General features: G+C 66.4%; 23 protein-coding genes. All 23 read left to right on the top strand.

What is annotated here, in order from left to right; genetic code table 11:
* Positions 1–184 precede the first annotated feature (184 nt).
* The 23 genes from rpsL (at position 185) to rpsE (ending at position 13939) form a co-directional block, all read left to right on the top strand.
* Positions 185–559, top strand: a complete 375-nt coding sequence (rpsL, locus tag HD593_RS52380) for a 30S ribosomal protein S12 (RefSeq protein WP_020542315.1) — start codon at positions 185–187, stop codon at positions 557–559.
* A 2-nt stretch (positions 560–561) separates the two neighbouring features.
* A complete protein-coding gene (rpsG, locus tag HD593_RS52375; RefSeq protein ID WP_043623423.1) occupies positions 562–1032 on the top strand; it encodes a 30S ribosomal protein S7 in 471 nt (156 codons plus the stop codon).
* Between the two features lie 84 nt (positions 1033–1116).
* Positions 1117–3165, top strand: a complete 2049-nt coding sequence (fusA, locus tag HD593_RS52370; protein ID WP_221525389.1) for an elongation factor G — start codon at positions 1117–1119, stop codon at positions 3163–3165.
* A gap of 150 nt (positions 3166–3315) precedes the next feature.
* Complete coding sequence (gene tuf / locus HD593_RS52365; RefSeq protein ID WP_043623429.1) at positions 3316–4509, top strand: elongation factor Tu; 1194 nt, start codon at positions 3316–3318, stop codon at positions 4507–4509.
* 270 nt (positions 4510–4779) lie between these two features.
* On the top strand, positions 4780–5088 hold the full coding sequence (rpsJ, locus tag HD593_RS52360; protein WP_012887830.1) for a 30S ribosomal protein S10: 309 nt from the start codon (positions 4780–4782) through the stop codon (positions 5086–5088).
* Positions 5089–5102: 14 nt separating this feature from the next.
* The gene (gene rplC / locus HD593_RS52355) at positions 5103–5756 is read left to right on the top strand and encodes a 50S ribosomal protein L3 (protein ID WP_148439698.1); all 654 of its coding nucleotides are present in this window, start codon (positions 5103–5105) and stop codon (positions 5754–5756) included.
* A complete protein-coding gene (gene rplD, locus HD593_RS52350) occupies positions 5753–6400 on the top strand; it encodes a 50S ribosomal protein L4 (RefSeq protein ID WP_185110308.1) in 648 nt (215 codons plus the stop codon). The genes rplC and rplD overlap by 4 nt, the downstream gene beginning before the upstream one ends.
* Positions 6400–6702, top strand: coding sequence for a 50S ribosomal protein L23 (gene rplW, locus HD593_RS52345; RefSeq protein ID WP_080043238.1), 303 nt, complete (start codon positions 6400–6402; stop codon positions 6700–6702). Before rplD ends, rplW begins: the two co-directional genes overlap by 1 nt.
* Before the next feature lie 105 nt (positions 6703–6807).
* A complete protein-coding gene (gene rplB / locus HD593_RS52340; protein ID WP_080043237.1) occupies positions 6808–7644 on the top strand; it encodes a 50S ribosomal protein L2 in 837 nt (278 codons plus the stop codon).
* Positions 7645–7655: 11 nt separating this feature from the next.
* Complete coding sequence (gene rpsS, locus HD593_RS52335; protein WP_030451498.1) at positions 7656–7934, top strand: 30S ribosomal protein S19; 279 nt, start codon at positions 7656–7658, stop codon at positions 7932–7934.
* Between the two features lie 24 nt (positions 7935–7958).
* Positions 7959–8312: a 50S ribosomal protein L22 gene (rplV, locus tag HD593_RS52330; protein ID WP_049572697.1), complete on the top strand. Its 354-nt coding sequence runs from the start codon at positions 7959–7961 to the stop codon at positions 8310–8312.
* Entirely contained in the window at positions 8312–9157 is an 846-nt protein-coding gene (gene rpsC, locus HD593_RS52325) for a 30S ribosomal protein S3 (protein WP_080043234.1), read from the top strand. Before rplV ends, rpsC begins: the two co-directional genes overlap by 1 nt.
* Positions 9158–9159: 2 nt before the next feature.
* Positions 9160–9579 (top strand): 50S ribosomal protein L16, encoded by a 420-nt coding sequence (gene rplP / locus HD593_RS52320; RefSeq protein ID WP_080043233.1) that lies wholly within the window; start codon positions 9160–9162, stop codon positions 9577–9579.
* Positions 9579–9815, top strand: a complete 237-nt coding sequence (gene rpmC, locus HD593_RS52315; RefSeq protein ID WP_132337013.1) for a 50S ribosomal protein L29 — start codon at positions 9579–9581, stop codon at positions 9813–9815. Before rplP ends, rpmC begins: the two co-directional genes overlap by 1 nt.
* Complete coding sequence (gene rpsQ, locus HD593_RS52310; protein ID WP_185110307.1) at positions 9808–10107, top strand: 30S ribosomal protein S17; 300 nt, start codon at positions 9808–9810, stop codon at positions 10105–10107. Before rpmC ends, rpsQ begins: the two co-directional genes overlap by 8 nt.
* 191 nt (positions 10108–10298) lie before the next feature.
* Complete coding sequence (gene rplN, locus HD593_RS52305; protein WP_026214151.1) at positions 10299–10670, top strand: 50S ribosomal protein L14; 372 nt, start codon at positions 10299–10301, stop codon at positions 10668–10670.
* On the top strand, positions 10670–10975 hold the full coding sequence (gene rplX, locus HD593_RS52300; RefSeq protein WP_185110306.1) for a 50S ribosomal protein L24: 306 nt from the start codon (positions 10670–10672) through the stop codon (positions 10973–10975). Before rplN ends, rplX begins: the two co-directional genes overlap by 1 nt.
* Positions 10975–11556: a 50S ribosomal protein L5 gene (gene rplE, locus HD593_RS52295; protein WP_185110305.1), complete on the top strand. Its 582-nt coding sequence runs from the start codon at positions 10975–10977 to the stop codon at positions 11554–11556. Before rplX ends, rplE begins: the two co-directional genes overlap by 1 nt.
* Before the next feature lie 4 nt (positions 11557–11560).
* Positions 11561–11746, top strand: a complete 186-nt coding sequence (locus HD593_RS52290) for a type Z 30S ribosomal protein S14 (protein WP_020542298.1) — start codon at positions 11561–11563, stop codon at positions 11744–11746.
* 194 nt (positions 11747–11940) lie between these two features.
* The gene (gene rpsH, locus HD593_RS52285; RefSeq protein ID WP_020542297.1) at positions 11941–12339 is read left to right on the top strand and encodes a 30S ribosomal protein S8; all 399 of its coding nucleotides are present in this window, start codon (positions 11941–11943) and stop codon (positions 12337–12339) included.
* Between the two features lie 16 nt (positions 12340–12355).
* Entirely contained in the window at positions 12356–12898 is a 543-nt protein-coding gene (gene rplF, locus HD593_RS52280) for a 50S ribosomal protein L6 (protein WP_185110304.1), read from the top strand.
* Positions 12899–12900: 2 nt separating this feature from the next.
* Positions 12901–13284: a 50S ribosomal protein L18 gene (gene rplR, locus HD593_RS52275; RefSeq protein WP_185110303.1), complete on the top strand. Its 384-nt coding sequence runs from the start codon at positions 12901–12903 to the stop codon at positions 13282–13284.
* A gap of 25 nt (positions 13285–13309) precedes the next feature.
* Positions 13310–13939, top strand: a complete 630-nt coding sequence (gene rpsE, locus HD593_RS52270; RefSeq protein ID WP_043623468.1) for a 30S ribosomal protein S5 — start codon at positions 13310–13312, stop codon at positions 13937–13939.

Below are 13939 nucleotides of genomic sequence, written 5' to 3'. Positions count from 1 at the left end.
CATTACGGGCGCGGGACGGCTTCCTGGCTCGTAATCCTCGCGGACGTGTCTGTGTGAACAGCGCGACACGCCCGAGCGCGGGGGCGCCGAGACAAGAACAATCAGCAGGTCATGACACCGGCAGTACCTGCGAAATGCAAGACCTGATGACGTAACACCGGCCAAGGCACGAAACGGAGTGGCAGTGCCCACTATTCAGCAGTTGGTCCGCAAGGGCCGGCAGGACAAGGTCTCCAAGACCAAGACTCCTGCCCTCAAGGGGAGTCCGCAGCGGCGCGGCGTGTGCCAGCGCGTGTACACCACGACCCCGAAGAAGCCCAACTCGGCACTGCGCAAGGTGGCCCGCGTTCGGCTCACGAACGGCATCGAGGTCACGGCCTACATCCCCGGTGTGGGCCACAACCTGCAGGAGCACTCCATCGTGCTCGTGCGTGGCGGTCGTGTGAAGGACCTGCCGGGTGTTCGCTACAAGATCATCCGTGGTTCGCTCGACACCCAGGGTGTCCGCAACCGCAAGCAGGCCCGTAGCCGCTACGGCGCGAAGAAGGAGAAGAGCTAACAATGCCTCGTAAGGGTTCTCCTGGCCGTCGTCAGCTCATGTCTGACCCGGTTTACAGCTCGCCGCTGGTGACCGCCCTGATCAACAAGGTGCTTCTGGACGGCAAGCGCTCCATCGCGCAGTCGATCGTCTACGGCGCCCTCGAGGGCTGCAGGGAGAAGACGGGCAACGACCCGGTCGTCACCCTGAAGCGCGCGCTTGACAACGTCAAGCCGACCCTCGAGGTCCGCAGCCGTCGCGTCGGTGGCGCGACCTACCAGGTGCCGGTCGAGGTGCGCGCCGCGCGCAGCACCACCCTGGCCCTGCGCTGGCTGGTGCAGTACTCCCGCGCCCGCCGCGAGAAGACCATGACCGAGCGCCTCATGAACGAGCTCCTCGACGCCAGCAACGGCCTCGGGGCGAGCGTGAAGAAGCGCGAGGACACCCACAAGATGGCCGAGTCCAACAAGGCCTTCGCTCACTACCGCTGGTAGTGGGTTCGACGAGACGACGAGGACGCGAGAGAAGTGGCCACCCAGACCGCTCTTGACCTGGCCAAGGTCCGAAACATCGGGATCATGGCCCATATCGACGCGGGCAAGACCACCACGACCGAACGCATCCTGTTCTACACCGGGATCAACTACAAGATCGGTGAAGTCCACGAGGGCGCTGCCACGATGGACTGGATGGAGCAGGAGCAGGAGCGCGGCATCACGATCACGTCGGCCGCGACCACCTGTGAGTGGGCCGGTCACACGATCAACATCATCGACACGCCGGGTCACGTCGACTTCACCATCGAGGTTGAGCGCTCGCTGCGCGTCCTCGACGGTGCCGTCGCCGTGTTCGACGGTGTGGCCGGTGTCGAGCCGCAGTCGGAGACGGTGTGGCGTCAGGCTGACCGCTACGACGTCCCCCGGATCTGCTTCGTCAACAAGATGGACCGTGTCGGCGCGGAGTTCCACCGCTGCGTCGACATGATGATCGGCCGTCTGGGCGCGACCCCGGCCGTCATCCAGCTTCCGTGGGGTGTTGAGGCCGACTTCAAGGGCGTCATCGACCTCATCAAGATGAAGGGGCTCATCTGGAGCGCCGAGGCTGCCAAGGGCGAGATGTACGACACCGTCGACATCCCGGCCGACCACGCCGAGGCCGCCCGTGAGTGGCGTGACCGCCTCATCGAGACGGTCGCCGAGAACGACGACGAGCTGATGGAGCTCTTCCTCGAGGGCACCGAGCCCACCGAGGAGCAGCTGGTCGCGGCCATCCGCCGCGCGACGCTGGCCAGCGCCATCAACCCGGTCCTGTGCGGTACCGCGTTCAAGAACAAGGGCGTGCAGCCCCTGCTCGACGCGATCGTCGCCTACCTCCCCGCGCCGACCGACATCCCGGCCTTCAAGGGCCACGCGGTCGGCAACGAGGAGAAGGTCATCGAGCGTCACGCGGACCCGACCGAGCCGTTCTCCGCTCTCGCCTTCAAGATCGCCAGCGACCCGCACCTGGGCAAGATCACCTACATCCGCATCTACTCGGGCACGCTCGAGGCCGGTTCACAGGTCATCAACTCTGTGAAGGGCAAGAAGGAGCGGATCGGCAAGATCTACCAGATGCACGCCAACAAGCGCGAGGAGCGCCCGTCGGCGATCGCCGGTCAGATCGTGGCCGTCATGGGTCTGAAGGACACCACGACCGGTGACACCCTCTCCGACCCGTCGAACCAGGTCGTGCTCGAGTCGATGACGTTCCCGGCTCCGGTCATCAACGTCGCCATCGAGCCCAAGACCAAGGGCGACCAGGAGAAGCTGTCCACCGCCATCCAGCGACTGGCCGAGGAGGACCCGTCCTTCCAGGTCCGCCGTGACGAGGAGACCGGTCAGACGGTCATCTGGGGCATGGGCGAGCTTCACCTCGAGATCCTCGTCGACCGCATGCGGCGCGAGTTCAAGGTCGAGGCGAACGTGGGCCGCCCGCAGGTGGCCTACCGCGAGACCATCCGCCGCAAGGTGGAGAAGATCGACTACACCCACAAGAAGCAGACCGGTGGTTCCGGTCAGTTCGCGCGGGTGATCATCAACCTCGAGCCGCTGGGCGAAGGCAACGACGGCTACGAGTTCGAGAACAAGGTCACCGGTGGCCGCGTCCCGAGGGAGTACATCCCGTCGGTCGACGCCGGTGCCCAGGAGGCCGCCGAGTTCGGCGTGCTGGCCGGTTACCCGATGGTGGGCGTGAAGGTTACGCTGACCGACGGTGCGGCCCACGACGTGGACTCCTCGGAAATGGCGTTCAAGATCGCCGGTTCGATGGCCTTCAAGGAGGCCGCGCGCAAGGCGGACGCCGTGCTCCTCGAGCCGATGATGGCCGTGGAGGTGACCACGCCCGAGGACTACATGGGTGATGTCATCGGTGACCTCAACGGTCGCCGCGGGCAGATCCAGGCGATGGACGACCGGGCCGGCGCCAAGGTCGTCCAGGCGCTCGTGCCGCTGTCTGAGATGTTCGGCTACGTGGGTGACCTGCGTAGCAAGACGCAGGGGCGCGCGAGCTACAGCATGCAGTTCGACTCCTACGCGGAGGTGCCTCCGGGCATCGCCAAGGAGATCGTCGCGAAGGCCCGGGGCGAGTAGTTTCCAGTCCGATCCCGCGAGGGATCGGACCGGGACTTCTGTCCTGGTCCCTGGTGGGGTGGTGCGAGCCACCCCGCCGCCAAGGGGTTCGGGAGTTCCCGGGCCCGAGTGTGTAGACGAAAGTCAGTCAGATTCTCAAGGAGAGAACCAGTGGCTAAGGCCAAGTTCGAGCGGACCAAGCCGCACATGAACATCGGCACCATTGGGCACATCGACCACGGCAAGACCACGCTGACCGCGGCGATCACCAAGGTGCTTCACGACCGTTACCCCGAGCTCAACAAGGCGACCCCGTTCGACAAGATCGACAAGGCGCCGGAGGAGAAGGCTCGCGGTATTACGATCTCCATCGCGCACGTCGAGTACCAGACGGAGAAGCGTCACTACGCGCACGTTGACTGCCCGGGTCACGCCGACTACGTCAAGAACATGATCACCGGTGCCGCCCAGATGGACGGCGCCATCCTCGTGGTCGCCGCCACCGACGGCCCGATGCCGCAGACGAAGGAGCACGTCCTCCTGGCCCGCCAGGTCGGCGTTCCCTACATCGTCGTGGCCCTGAACAAGTCCGACATGGTGGACGACGAGGAGATCCTGGAGCTCGTCGAGCTCGAGGTTCGCGAGCTCCTGTCCGCTCAGGAGTTCCCCGGCGACGACCTGCCCGTCGTCCGCGTCTCCGCGCTCAAGGCTCTTGAGGGCGACGAGAAGTGGGCCGACAGCATCATCGAGCTGATGAACGCCGTCGACGAGAACGTCCCCGAGCCCCCGCGTGAGACGGAGAAGCCGTTCCTCATGCCGGTCGAGGACGTCTTCTCGATCACCGGTCGCGGCACCGTCGTCACCGGTCGTATCGAGCGCGGCATCGTCAAGGTCAACGAGCAGGTCGACATCATCGGCATCAAGCCGGAGAAGACCACGACCACCGTCACCAGCATCGAGATGTTCAACAAGATGCTCGACGAGGGTCACGCGGGTGACAACGCCGCCCTGCTGCTCCGCGGCATCAAGCGCGACGACGTCGAGCGCGGCCAGTGCATCATCAAGCCGGGCACGACCACCCCGCACACCGAGTTCACCGGCCAGGTCTACATCCTGTCCAAGGACGAGGGCGGCCGCCACACGCCGTTCTTCAACAACTACCGTCCTCAGTTCTACTTCCGTACGACTGACGTGACCGGCGTTGTGAACCTCCCCGAGGGCACCGAGATGGTCATGCCGGGCGACAACACCGAGATGCGCGTTGAGCTGATCCAGCCCATCGCCATGGAGGAAGGCCTCAAGTTCGCGATCCGTGAGGGTGGCCGCACCGTCGGCGCCGGTCGGGTCACGAAGATCATCAAGTAGCTAGACCGTCGGGGCGGCGGTCGGCCCCGAACCTTCGGGCCGGCCGCCGCAACGCGTGAAGGGCCCCATGCAAGAGGCGCCGTGATCCAGCAGTCACTTCGGCCAACGAGCGAAGGCTAGTGACCGAAGTCACTGCCGGATCACGGAAGAAAAGGCAGATCGACTACGTCTGCCTCGTGGGGTTAATGCGGGGTTTCACCTGCATGAACACACAGCGGCACAGGCCGCACGATACTTTTTCAGACGACAGCGAAGGACACCGAGGCCACTATGGCGGGACAGAAGATCCGCATTCGGCTCAAGGCCTATGACCACGAGGTCATCGACAGCTCGGCCAAGAAGATCGTCGAGACGGTGACGCGGACTGGCGCGAAGGTCGCGGGCCCGGTGCCGCTGCCGACCGAGAAGAACGTGTACTGCGTCATCCGCTCGCCGCACAAGTACAAGGACAGCCGCGAGCACTTCGAGATGCGCACGCACAAGCGGCTGATTGACATCATCGACCCGACCCCCAAGACGGTTGACTCGCTCATGCGGCTCGACCTCCCCGCGGGTGTCGACATTTCGATCAAGCTCTGAGGGAACGCACTGACATGGCTAAGACGATCAAGGGCGTCCTGGGCAAGAAGCTCGGCATGACCCAGGTCTTCGACGCGGACAACCGGCTCGTTCCGGTCACCGTGGTCGAGGCCGGTCCGTGCGTGGTGACCCGCGTCCGCACCGCAGAGAAGGACGGCTACTCCGCCGTTCAGCTCGGCTTCGGGCAGGTCGACCCCCGGAAGGTCAACAAGCCGCTCGGCGACTACCTGCGTAAGCACGACATCACCCCGCGCCGTTACTTCGCGGAGATCCGCACCGACGACGCGAGCGACTACACCCTGGGCCAGGAGCTGCTGGCCGACACCTTCGAGGCGGGCCAGTTCGTCGACGTGACGGGCAAGAGCAAGGGCAAGGGCTTCGCCGGTGTCATGAAGCGGCACGGCTTCGGTGGTCTGGGCGCGTCGCACGGTACGCAGCGCAAGCACCGTTCGCCGGGTTCCATCGGTGGCTGCGCCACCCCGGGCCGCGTTTTCAAGGGTCTGCGCATGGCTGGTCGGATGGGTAACGTCCGCACCACTGTGCAGAGCCTCAAGGTTCACGCCGTGGACGCCGAGAAGGGCCTCATCCTGATCAAGGGTGCGATCCCCGGCGCCAACGGCAGCCTGGTCCTCGTCCGTACCGCTGCCAAGAAGGGGGCTGCCAAGTGAGCACCACTATTGACGTCCTCGACGCCAGCGGCGCGAAGGCCGGCACCGTCGACCTGCCCGAAGACATCTTCGGCGCGAAGGTCAACGTTCCGCTGATCCACCAGGTGGTCGTGGCCCAGCTCGCCGCTCGCCGGCAGGGCACCCACAAGGCCAAGACCCGCGGTGAGGTCTCCGGCGGCGGCAAGAAGCCGTACCGCCAGAAGGGCACCGGCCGCGCCCGCCAGGGCTCGACCCGCGCGCCGCAGTTCACCGGCGGTGGCACCGTCCACGGCCCCGTGCCGCGCGACTACTCGCAGCGCACGCCCAAGAAGATGAAGGCCGCCGCCCTGCGTGGCGCCCTGTCCGACCGGGCGAGCGGCAACCGCGTGCACGTCGTGAGCTCCCTGGTCTCGGGCGAGACGCCCAAGACCAAGGCCGCGCTGGAGGCCCTGCGCAAGGTCACCCAGTCCGCCCGCGTCCTGGTCGTGGTCGACTCGGACGACGAGCTGACCTGGCTGAGCCTGCGCAACGCTCCCGAGGTCCACCTGCTGGACGCCGGGCAGCTCAACACCTACGACGTGCTCGTGCACGACGACGTGGTCTTCACCCAGGAGGCGTACGACCAGGTCGTGGCGCGGCTGAGTGGCGGGAAGGAAGACGCCTGATGGAGAAGATCGCCGACCCGCGCGACATCATCATCAAGCCGGTCGTCTCTGAGAAGAGCTACGGCCTGATCGATGAGAACAACAAGTACACGTTCCTGGTGAAGAAGACCGCGAACAAGACCCAGGTCAAGATCGCTGTCGAGCAGATCTTCGGGGTCAAGGTCACCAGCGTGAACACGATCAACCGGCAGGGCAAGCGCAAGCGGACCCGTACCGGCTACGGCAAGCGTCCCGACACCAAGCGCGCGATCGTGAGCCTGGTCGAGGGCGATCGGATCGACATCTTCGGTCAGATCGGCTGACAGCCATAGAAGTGAGTGGGCCTGCCAAGGGCCCGCGGGGCTGAGACCGTCGCACTCCGGTGCGGCGGGCTCACCCATGTAACCGACGAAGGATGAACGAAAAAGATGGGCATCCGTAAATACAAGCCGACGACTCCGGGTCGCCGCGGATCGAGTGTCTCGGACTTCTCCGAGATCACCCGCAGCACTCCTGAGAAGTCGCTGCTTGCGCCCCTTCACAGCAAGGGCGGCCGCAACGTACACGGCCGGGTCACCGCTCGCCACCAGGGCGGCGGTCACAAGCGCGCCTACCGGATCATCGACTTCCGCAGGCACGACAAGGACGGCATCCCGGCCAAGGTCGCTCACATCGAGTACGACCCCAACCGCACCGCCAACATCGCCCTGCTCCACTACGCCGACGGCGAGAAGCGCTACATCATCGCGCCGACCGGCCTCAAGCAGGGCGACCGGATCGAGAACGGTCCCGCCGCCGACATCAAGCCGGGCAACTGCCTGCCGCTGCGCAACATCCCGACCGGTACCTTCATCCACGCGGTGGAGCTCCGTCCGGGTGGTGGCGCCAAGCTCGGCCGCTCCGCGGGCGCTCAGATCCAGCTCCTCGCCAAGGAGGGCCAGTACGCCACGCTGCGTATGCCGTCCGGTGAGATGCGCATGGTGGACGTGCGCTGCCGCGCCACGGTGGGCCAGGTCGGCAACGCCGAGCAGGCCAACATCAACTGGGGTAAGGCCGGACGTATGCGGTGGAAGGGCAAGCGCCCGACCGTCCGTGGTGTCGCGATGAACCCCGTCGACCACCCGCACGGTGGTGGTGAGGGTAAGACCTCCGGTGGTCGTCACCCGGTGAACCCCAAGGGCAAGCCCGAGGGCCGTACCCGTCAGGCGAACAAGGCCAGCGACAGGCTGATCATCCGCCGTCGGTCCAAGAGGAAGAAGCGGTAGGAGCAGCCGAAATGCCACGTAGCCTTAAGAAGGGTCCCTTCGTGGACGACCACCTTCAGAAGAAGGTGGACGCCCAGAACGAGAAGGGCACCAAGAATGTCATCAAGACGTGGTCGCGTCGCTCCATGATCGTTCCCGACATGCTCGGGCACACGATCGCCGTGCACGACGGCCGCAAGCACGTCCCGGTGTTCGTCACCGAGTCGATGATCGGGCACAAGCTCGGAGAGTTCGCCCCCACGCGGACGTTCCGCAGCCACGTCAAGGAAGACCGCCGCAGCCGGCGGTAAGCGTCCCAGAAGTAGGAGAAAGCGATGGAAGCCAGGGCTCAGGCGCGGTTCGTCCGTGTCACGCCCCTCAAGGCCCGCCGCGTGGTGGACCTTATTCGCGGGCTGCCCGCTTCGGAGGCGCAGGCCGTGCTGCAGTTCGCTCCCCAGTCGGCGAGCGAGCCGATCTACAAGGTGCTCAGCTCCGCCATGGCGAACGCCGAGCACAACTTCGATCTCGACCCGAGCACGCTCTTCGTGAGCCGCGCCTGGGTCGACGAGGGCCCGACGCTGAAGCGGTTCCGCCCGCGTGCACAGGGTCGCGCCTATCGGATCAACAAGCGGACGAGCCACATCACCGTGATCGTGGAGTCCCGCGAGCCGAAGGGAAGGACCCGATAGTGGGCCAGAAGGTTAACCCGCACGGGTTCCGCCTCGGCATCACGACCGACTTCAAGAGCCGGTGGTACGCCGACAAGCTGTACAAGTCGTATGTCGCCGAGGACGTGGCGATCCGTCGCATGCTGCAGAAGGGCATGGAGCGGGCCGGCATCTCCAAGGTCGAGATCGAGCGCACGACGGACCGCGTGCAGGTGGACATCCACACCGCGCGTCCCGGCATCGTGATCGGCCGTCGCGGCGCCGAGGCCGACCGCATCCGCGGCGACCTGGAGAAGCTGACCAAGAAGCAGGTCCAGCTCAACATCCTCGAGGTCAAGAACCCCGAGATCGACGCGCAGCTCGTCGCGCAGGGCGTGGCCGAGCAGCTGTCGAGCCGCGTCTCGTTCCGTCGTGCCATGCGCAAGGCGATGCAGTCGGCCATGAAGTCCGGCGCCAAGGGCATCCGTGTCCAGTGCTCCGGTCGTCTGGGCGGCGCCGAGATGTCGCGGTCGGAGTTCTACCGCGAGGGTCGCGTGCCGCTGCACACGCTCCGCGCGGACATCGACTACGGCTTCTACGAGGCCCGTACGACCTTCGGCCGCATCGGCGTGAAGGTCTGGATCTACAAGGGCGAGGCTCCGACGAGCCGCGCCGAGCGTGAGGCGGCCGCCGCCGGCGCTCGTGCCGGCCAGCGTCGCGAGCGCGACGACCGTCGTGGTGGCGGCGGCGACCGTCCGCGTCGTGGTGGCGGCGACCGCCCCCGTCGTGGTGGCGGCCGTGGCGACCGCGCCCCCCGCAACGAGGCGGCCTCGCAGGCCGCCCCCGAGACCGGCCCGGCTGCGCAGCCGGGTGCTGAAGGGAGCTGACCATGCTGATCCCGCGCAGGGTCAAGCACCGCAAGCAGCACCGGCCTGACCGCAGCGGAGCCGCCAAGGGCGGCACCAGGGTCGTGTTCGGCGAGTTCGGCATTCAGGCTGTTGAGCACTCCTACGTGACCAACCGCCAGATCGAGTCCGCTCGTATCGCCATGACCCGTCACATCCGCCGTGGCGGCAAGGTGTGGATCAACATCTACCCCGACCGTCCGCTCACGAAGAAGCCGGCCGAGACCCGCATGGGTTCCGGTAAGGGTTCGCCGGAGTGGTGGATCGCCAACGTCAAGCCCGGACGCGTGATGTTCGAGCTGTCCGGCGTGGCGGAGCCGATCGCTCGCGAGGCGCTTCAGCGTGCGATCCACAAGCTCCCGATGAAGTGCAAGATCGTTAAGCGTGAAGTGGGTGAGGCGTGATGGCTAAGGGCCTGACCGCCGGGGAGCTGCGGCTCGAGGACGAGGAGACCCTCGTCCAGAAGCTGAAGGAGGCGAAGGAGGAGCTGTTCAACCTCCGCTTCCAGTCGGCGACCGGTCAGTTGGAGAGCCACGGGCGGCTGCGCGCCGTCCGCCGCGAGATCGCCCGTATCTACACCGTGATGCGCGAGCGCGAGCTGGGCATCGTCACGGTCGAGAAGGAGACGAGCGATGGCTGAGACCACCGAGACCAACGAGACCGCTGAGACCGCCGAGTCCGGGCGGCACTTCCGCAAGGTCCGCGAGGGCCTCGTCGTCAGCGACAAGATGGACAAGACCGTCGTCGTCGCCGTCGAGGACCGCGTGAAGCACCGTCTGTACGGCAAGGTCATCCGCCGTACGACCAAGTACAAGGCGCACGACGAGGCCAACGCCTGCGGCGTCGGCGACCGCGTGCTGCTGATGGAGACCCGCCCCCTCTCCGCCACCAAGCGGTGGAGGGTCGTGGAGATCCTCGAGAAGGCCAAGTAGGCCCTCTCGGATACAACGCGCCTCGTGGGGGCTCTGTGAGCCCCCATGACGGCGTCCAAGGACGCGGGGCCCGACGGCCTCGCGTCGCCTGCGGTGCGGCGCCCTGAGGGGCGCTGTGGCCGTGGGAACAAGACAATGCCAGGTTCCGCCAGGCTCAGAAATGAGAACCGGCGCGACTAACAGGAGTAGACGTGATCCAGCAGGAGTCGCGGCTCAAGGTCGCCGACAACACGGGCGCGAAGGAGATCCTTTGCATCCGCGTTCTCGGTGGTTCGGGCCGACGCTACGCCGGTATCGGCGACGTCATCGTCGCCACTGTCAAGGACGCGCTGCCGGGCAGCACGGGCGTCAAGAAGGGCGATGTGGTCAAGGCCGTCATCGTCCGCACGGTCAAGGAGCGGCGCCGGCCCGACGGCTCCTACATCCGCTTCGACGAGAACGCCGCCGTCATCATCAAGGACAGCGGTGACCCTCGTGGCACTCGTATCTTCGGCCCGGTCGGCCGCGAGCTGCGCGACAAGAAGTTCATGCGCATCATCTCGCTCGCCCCGGAGGTGTTGTAATGCCGAAGTCGCTGCACGTGCGCAAGGGTGACCTGGTCCAGGTCATCGCCGGCAAGGACAAGGGTGCCAAGGGCCGTGTGATCGCCACGCTGCCGCGCGAGGACCGCGTGGTGGTCGAGGGCGTCAACATGATCAAGAAGCACGCCAAGGAGACCCACCAGGGCCCGCGCGGCGCCAAGACCGGCGGTGTGCAGACCATGGAGGGCCCGATCCACGTCTCGAACGTGAAGAAGCTCAAGGACGACAAGCCCGCCGACAAGAAGGCCGACGAGAAGAAGGCCGACGAGACGGGTGAGGACAGCTGATGACTGCCACGACCACTGAGACCGAGACCGAGCGTCCGACGCCGCGACTCAAGACGAAGTACCGCGAGGAGATCGCGGCGCAGCTTCGCGAGCAGTTCGGCATCGAGAACGTCATGCAGATCCCGGCCCTGACCAAGATCAAGGTCAACATGGGCGTGGGCGAGGCGGCTCGTGACTCCAAGCTCATCGAAGGTGCCGTCCGCGACCTCACCGCGATCACCGGCCAGAAGCCGGCCGTCGTCCGGGCGCGCAAGTCCATCGCGCAGTTCAAGCTGCGCGAGGGCATGCCGATCGGCGCGCACGTCACGCTGCGCGGCGACCGCATGTGGGAGTTCCTCGACCGGCTGCTGGCGCTGGCCCTGCCCCGAATCCGGGACTTCCGGGGCCTGTCGCCGAAGCAGTTCGACGGCAACGGCAACTACACGTTCGGTCTGACCGAGCAGGTCATGTTCCACGAGGTCGACCAGGACAAGGTCGACCGGCCGCGGGGCATGGACATCACGATCGTGACCACCGCGAAGAACGACGACCAGGGCCGGGCGCTGCTGAAGCTCCTCGGCTTCCCGTTCAAGGAGGCCTGATCCAATGGCGAAGAAGTCGCTGATCGCCAAGGCGGGGCGCAAGCAGAAGTTCGAGGTCCGGGCGTACACGCGGTGCTCGCGCTGCGGCCGTCCGCGCGCCGTCTACAGGAAGTTCGGCCTGTGCCGCGTGTGCTTCCGCGAGATGGCGCACCGGGGCGAGCTGCCCGGCATCACCAAGTCGAGCTGGTAGGTAACCTGGTGGGCGGCCCGAGTGCCGCCCATCGGGCACTCATATTCGGATAGCAGAATCAGGACGCCTCTCCGGGGGTGTCCGTGACCACGCCGAAGGTCCACCGGTAGAGCGCGGAGAGGTAGCCGCAAGGCGGACTCGACCGTCAAAAGCGCTTCACCGACTGGAAACCGCGGCGAGGAAGGCCACTGGCCATGACGATGACCGACCCGATCGCAGACATGCTCACGCGTCTGCGTAACGCGAATTCGGCGTACCACGACAGCGTGTCGATGCCGTACTCGAAGATCAAGGCGCACATCGCCGAGATCCTCCAGCAGGAGGGTTACATCCAGGCTTGGACCGTCGAGGACGCCAAGGTCGGGAAGAACCTCGTGGTGGAGCTCAAGTTCGGGCCCACCCGTGAGCGCTCGCTCGCGGGCCTGCGCCGGGTTTCCAAGCCCGGTCTGCGGGTTTATGCGAAGAAGGACAACCTGCCTCGAGTCCTGGGCGGACTGGGCGTCGCGATCATCTCGACGTCCCACGGCCTCATGACCGACAAGCAGGCCGGCAAGCGTGGCGTGGGCGGCGAAGTCCTCGCCTACGTCTGGTAGAGGGGAGGAACACAGCATGTCGCGAATCGGACGGCTGCCCATCCCTGTGCCGAGTGGCGTCGACATCACGATCGACGGCCAGGATGTCCAGGTCAAGGGCCCGAAGGGCACGCTCACTCACACGGTCGCCGAGCCCATCACGGTGGTGCGCGACGACGACGGCGCGATCGCCGTCTCCCGGCCCAACGACGAGAACAAGGTCCGTGCGCTGCACGGCCTGTCCAGGACGCTGATCGCCAACATGGTGCAGGGCGTCACTCAGGGCTACTCCAAGAGCCTTGAGATCGTCGGCGTCGGTTACCGCGTCCAGGCCAAGGGCCCGACGCAGCTGGAGTTCTCTCTGGGCTTCAGCCACCCGGTCATCGTCGACGCCCCCGAGGGCGTCAGCTTCCGCGTCGAGAAGCCGACCCTGTTCCACGTGGACGGCATCGACAAGCAGAAGGTCGGCGAGGTCGCGGCCAACATCCGCAAGTTGCGCAAGCCTGACCCGTACAAGGGCAAGGGCGTGCGCTACCAGGGCGAACAGATCCGCCGCAAGGTCGGAAAGGCTGGTAAGTAGGCATGGCTCCGAAGGTTGCGTTCAGCAAGCACACGGCTGCCCGCACCGTTTCGCGGGCCCGCCGTCACCGCCGCGTCCGCAAGTTCGTGGTCGGTACGGCCGAGCGTCCGCGCCTGGTCGTCAACCGCTCGACGCGTCACATGTTCGTCCAGATCGTGGACGACTCCGTCGGCCACACGCTGGTGAGCGCCTCCACCATGGACGCCTCGCTGCGTTCGCTGGAGGGCGACAAGACGGAGAAGGCGAAGAAGGTCGGCGAGCTCCTCGCTCAGCGGGCCAAGGAAGCCGGGATCACCAAGGTCGTCTTCGACCGCGGTGGCAACCGCTACGCCGGCCGCATCGCGGCCCTGGCGGACAGTGCCCGCGAAGGCGGGCTCGAGTTCTGATGGCTACTGAGAAGAGGAACCACTGATGGCTGCAGCTCCGCGTCGCGGTGGCGGCACCGGTGGCGAGCGGCGGGACCGTCGTGACGATCGCCGCGGCGGCGCCGCCGACAAGGGCGTCTCGTACATCGAGCGCGTAGTGAAGATCAACCGAGTGGCCAAGGTCGTGAAGGGTGGTCGTCGCTTCAGCTTCACCGCCCTCGTCGTCGTCGGTGACGGCAACGGCCTGGTCGGCGTCGGCTATGGCAAGGCCAAGGAAGTCCCCGCGGCCATCGCCAAGGGTGTCGAAGAGGCGAAGAAGCACTTCTTCAAGGTGCCCAGGATCCAGGGCACGATCCCGCACACCGTGCAGGGCGAGGAGGCGGCCGGCGTCGTCTTCCTGCGTCCGGCCTCGGCCGGTACCGGCGTCATCGCCGGTGGCCCGGTGCGCGCGGTCCTGGAGTGCGCGGGCATCCACGACGTGCTGTCCAAGTCGCTCGGCTCCGACAACCCGATCAACATCGTGCACGCCACCGTGGCGGCTCTGAAGGGCCTCTCGCGCCCCGAGGAGATCGCCGCCCGCCGTGGCCTGCCGATCGAGGACGTGGCCCCGCCGGCCATGCTCAAGGCTCAGCGTGAGGGCCTGGCGGAGGCTGCGGCCGCGAAGGCGGTGAGCTAG

The sequence above is a fragment of the Nonomuraea rubra genome (genome assembly GCF_014207985.1).
Classification (GTDB): domain Bacteria; phylum Actinomycetota; class Actinomycetes; order Streptosporangiales; family Streptosporangiaceae; genus Nonomuraea; species Nonomuraea rubra.
This window is presented reverse-complemented; position numbering and strand designations above follow the sequence as displayed.

Bases quoted from the DNA above. Each gene is read 5' to 3' on its own strand.
- rpsG (WP_043623423.1), top strand. From the start codon at position 562: ATGCCTCGTAAGGGTTCTCCTGGCCGTCGTCAGCTCATGTCTGACCCG.
- fusA (WP_221525389.1), top strand. From the start codon at position 1,117: ATGGCCCATATCGACGCGGGCAAGACCACCACGACCGAACGCATCCTG.
- rpsJ (WP_012887830.1), top strand. From the start codon at position 4,780: ATGGCGGGACAGAAGATCCGCATTCGGCTCAAGGCCTATGACCACGAG.
- rplC (WP_148439698.1), top strand. From the start codon at position 5,103: ATGGCTAAGACGATCAAGGGCGTCCTGGGCAAGAAGCTCGGCATGACC.
- rplW (WP_080043238.1), top strand. From the start codon at position 6,400: ATGGAGAAGATCGCCGACCCGCGCGACATCATCATCAAGCCGGTCGTC.
- rplB (WP_080043237.1), top strand. From the start codon at position 6,808: ATGGGCATCCGTAAATACAAGCCGACGACTCCGGGTCGCCGCGGATCG.
- rpsS (WP_030451498.1), top strand. From the start codon at position 7,656: ATGCCACGTAGCCTTAAGAAGGGTCCCTTCGTGGACGACCACCTTCAG.
- rplV (WP_049572697.1), top strand. From the start codon at position 7,959: ATGGAAGCCAGGGCTCAGGCGCGGTTCGTCCGTGTCACGCCCCTCAAG.
- rplP (WP_080043233.1), top strand. From the start codon at position 9,160: ATGCTGATCCCGCGCAGGGTCAAGCACCGCAAGCAGCACCGGCCTGAC.
- rpmC (WP_132337013.1), top strand. From the start codon at position 9,579: ATGGCTAAGGGCCTGACCGCCGGGGAGCTGCGGCTCGAGGACGAGGAG.
- rpsQ (WP_185110307.1), top strand. From the start codon at position 9,808: ATGGCTGAGACCACCGAGACCAACGAGACCGCTGAGACCGCCGAGTCC.
- rplX (WP_185110306.1), top strand. From the start codon at position 10,670: ATGCCGAAGTCGCTGCACGTGCGCAAGGGTGACCTGGTCCAGGTCATC.
- rplE (WP_185110305.1), top strand. From the start codon at position 10,975: ATGACTGCCACGACCACTGAGACCGAGACCGAGCGTCCGACGCCGCGA.
- HD593_RS52290 (WP_020542298.1), top strand. From the start codon at position 11,561: ATGGCGAAGAAGTCGCTGATCGCCAAGGCGGGGCGCAAGCAGAAGTTC.
- rpsH (WP_020542297.1), top strand. From the start codon at position 11,941: ATGACGATGACCGACCCGATCGCAGACATGCTCACGCGTCTGCGTAAC.
- rplF (WP_185110304.1), top strand. From the start codon at position 12,356: ATGTCGCGAATCGGACGGCTGCCCATCCCTGTGCCGAGTGGCGTCGAC.
- rplR (WP_185110303.1), top strand. From the start codon at position 12,901: ATGGCTCCGAAGGTTGCGTTCAGCAAGCACACGGCTGCCCGCACCGTT.
- rpsE (WP_043623468.1), top strand. From the start codon at position 13,310: ATGGCTGCAGCTCCGCGTCGCGGTGGCGGCACCGGTGGCGAGCGGCGG.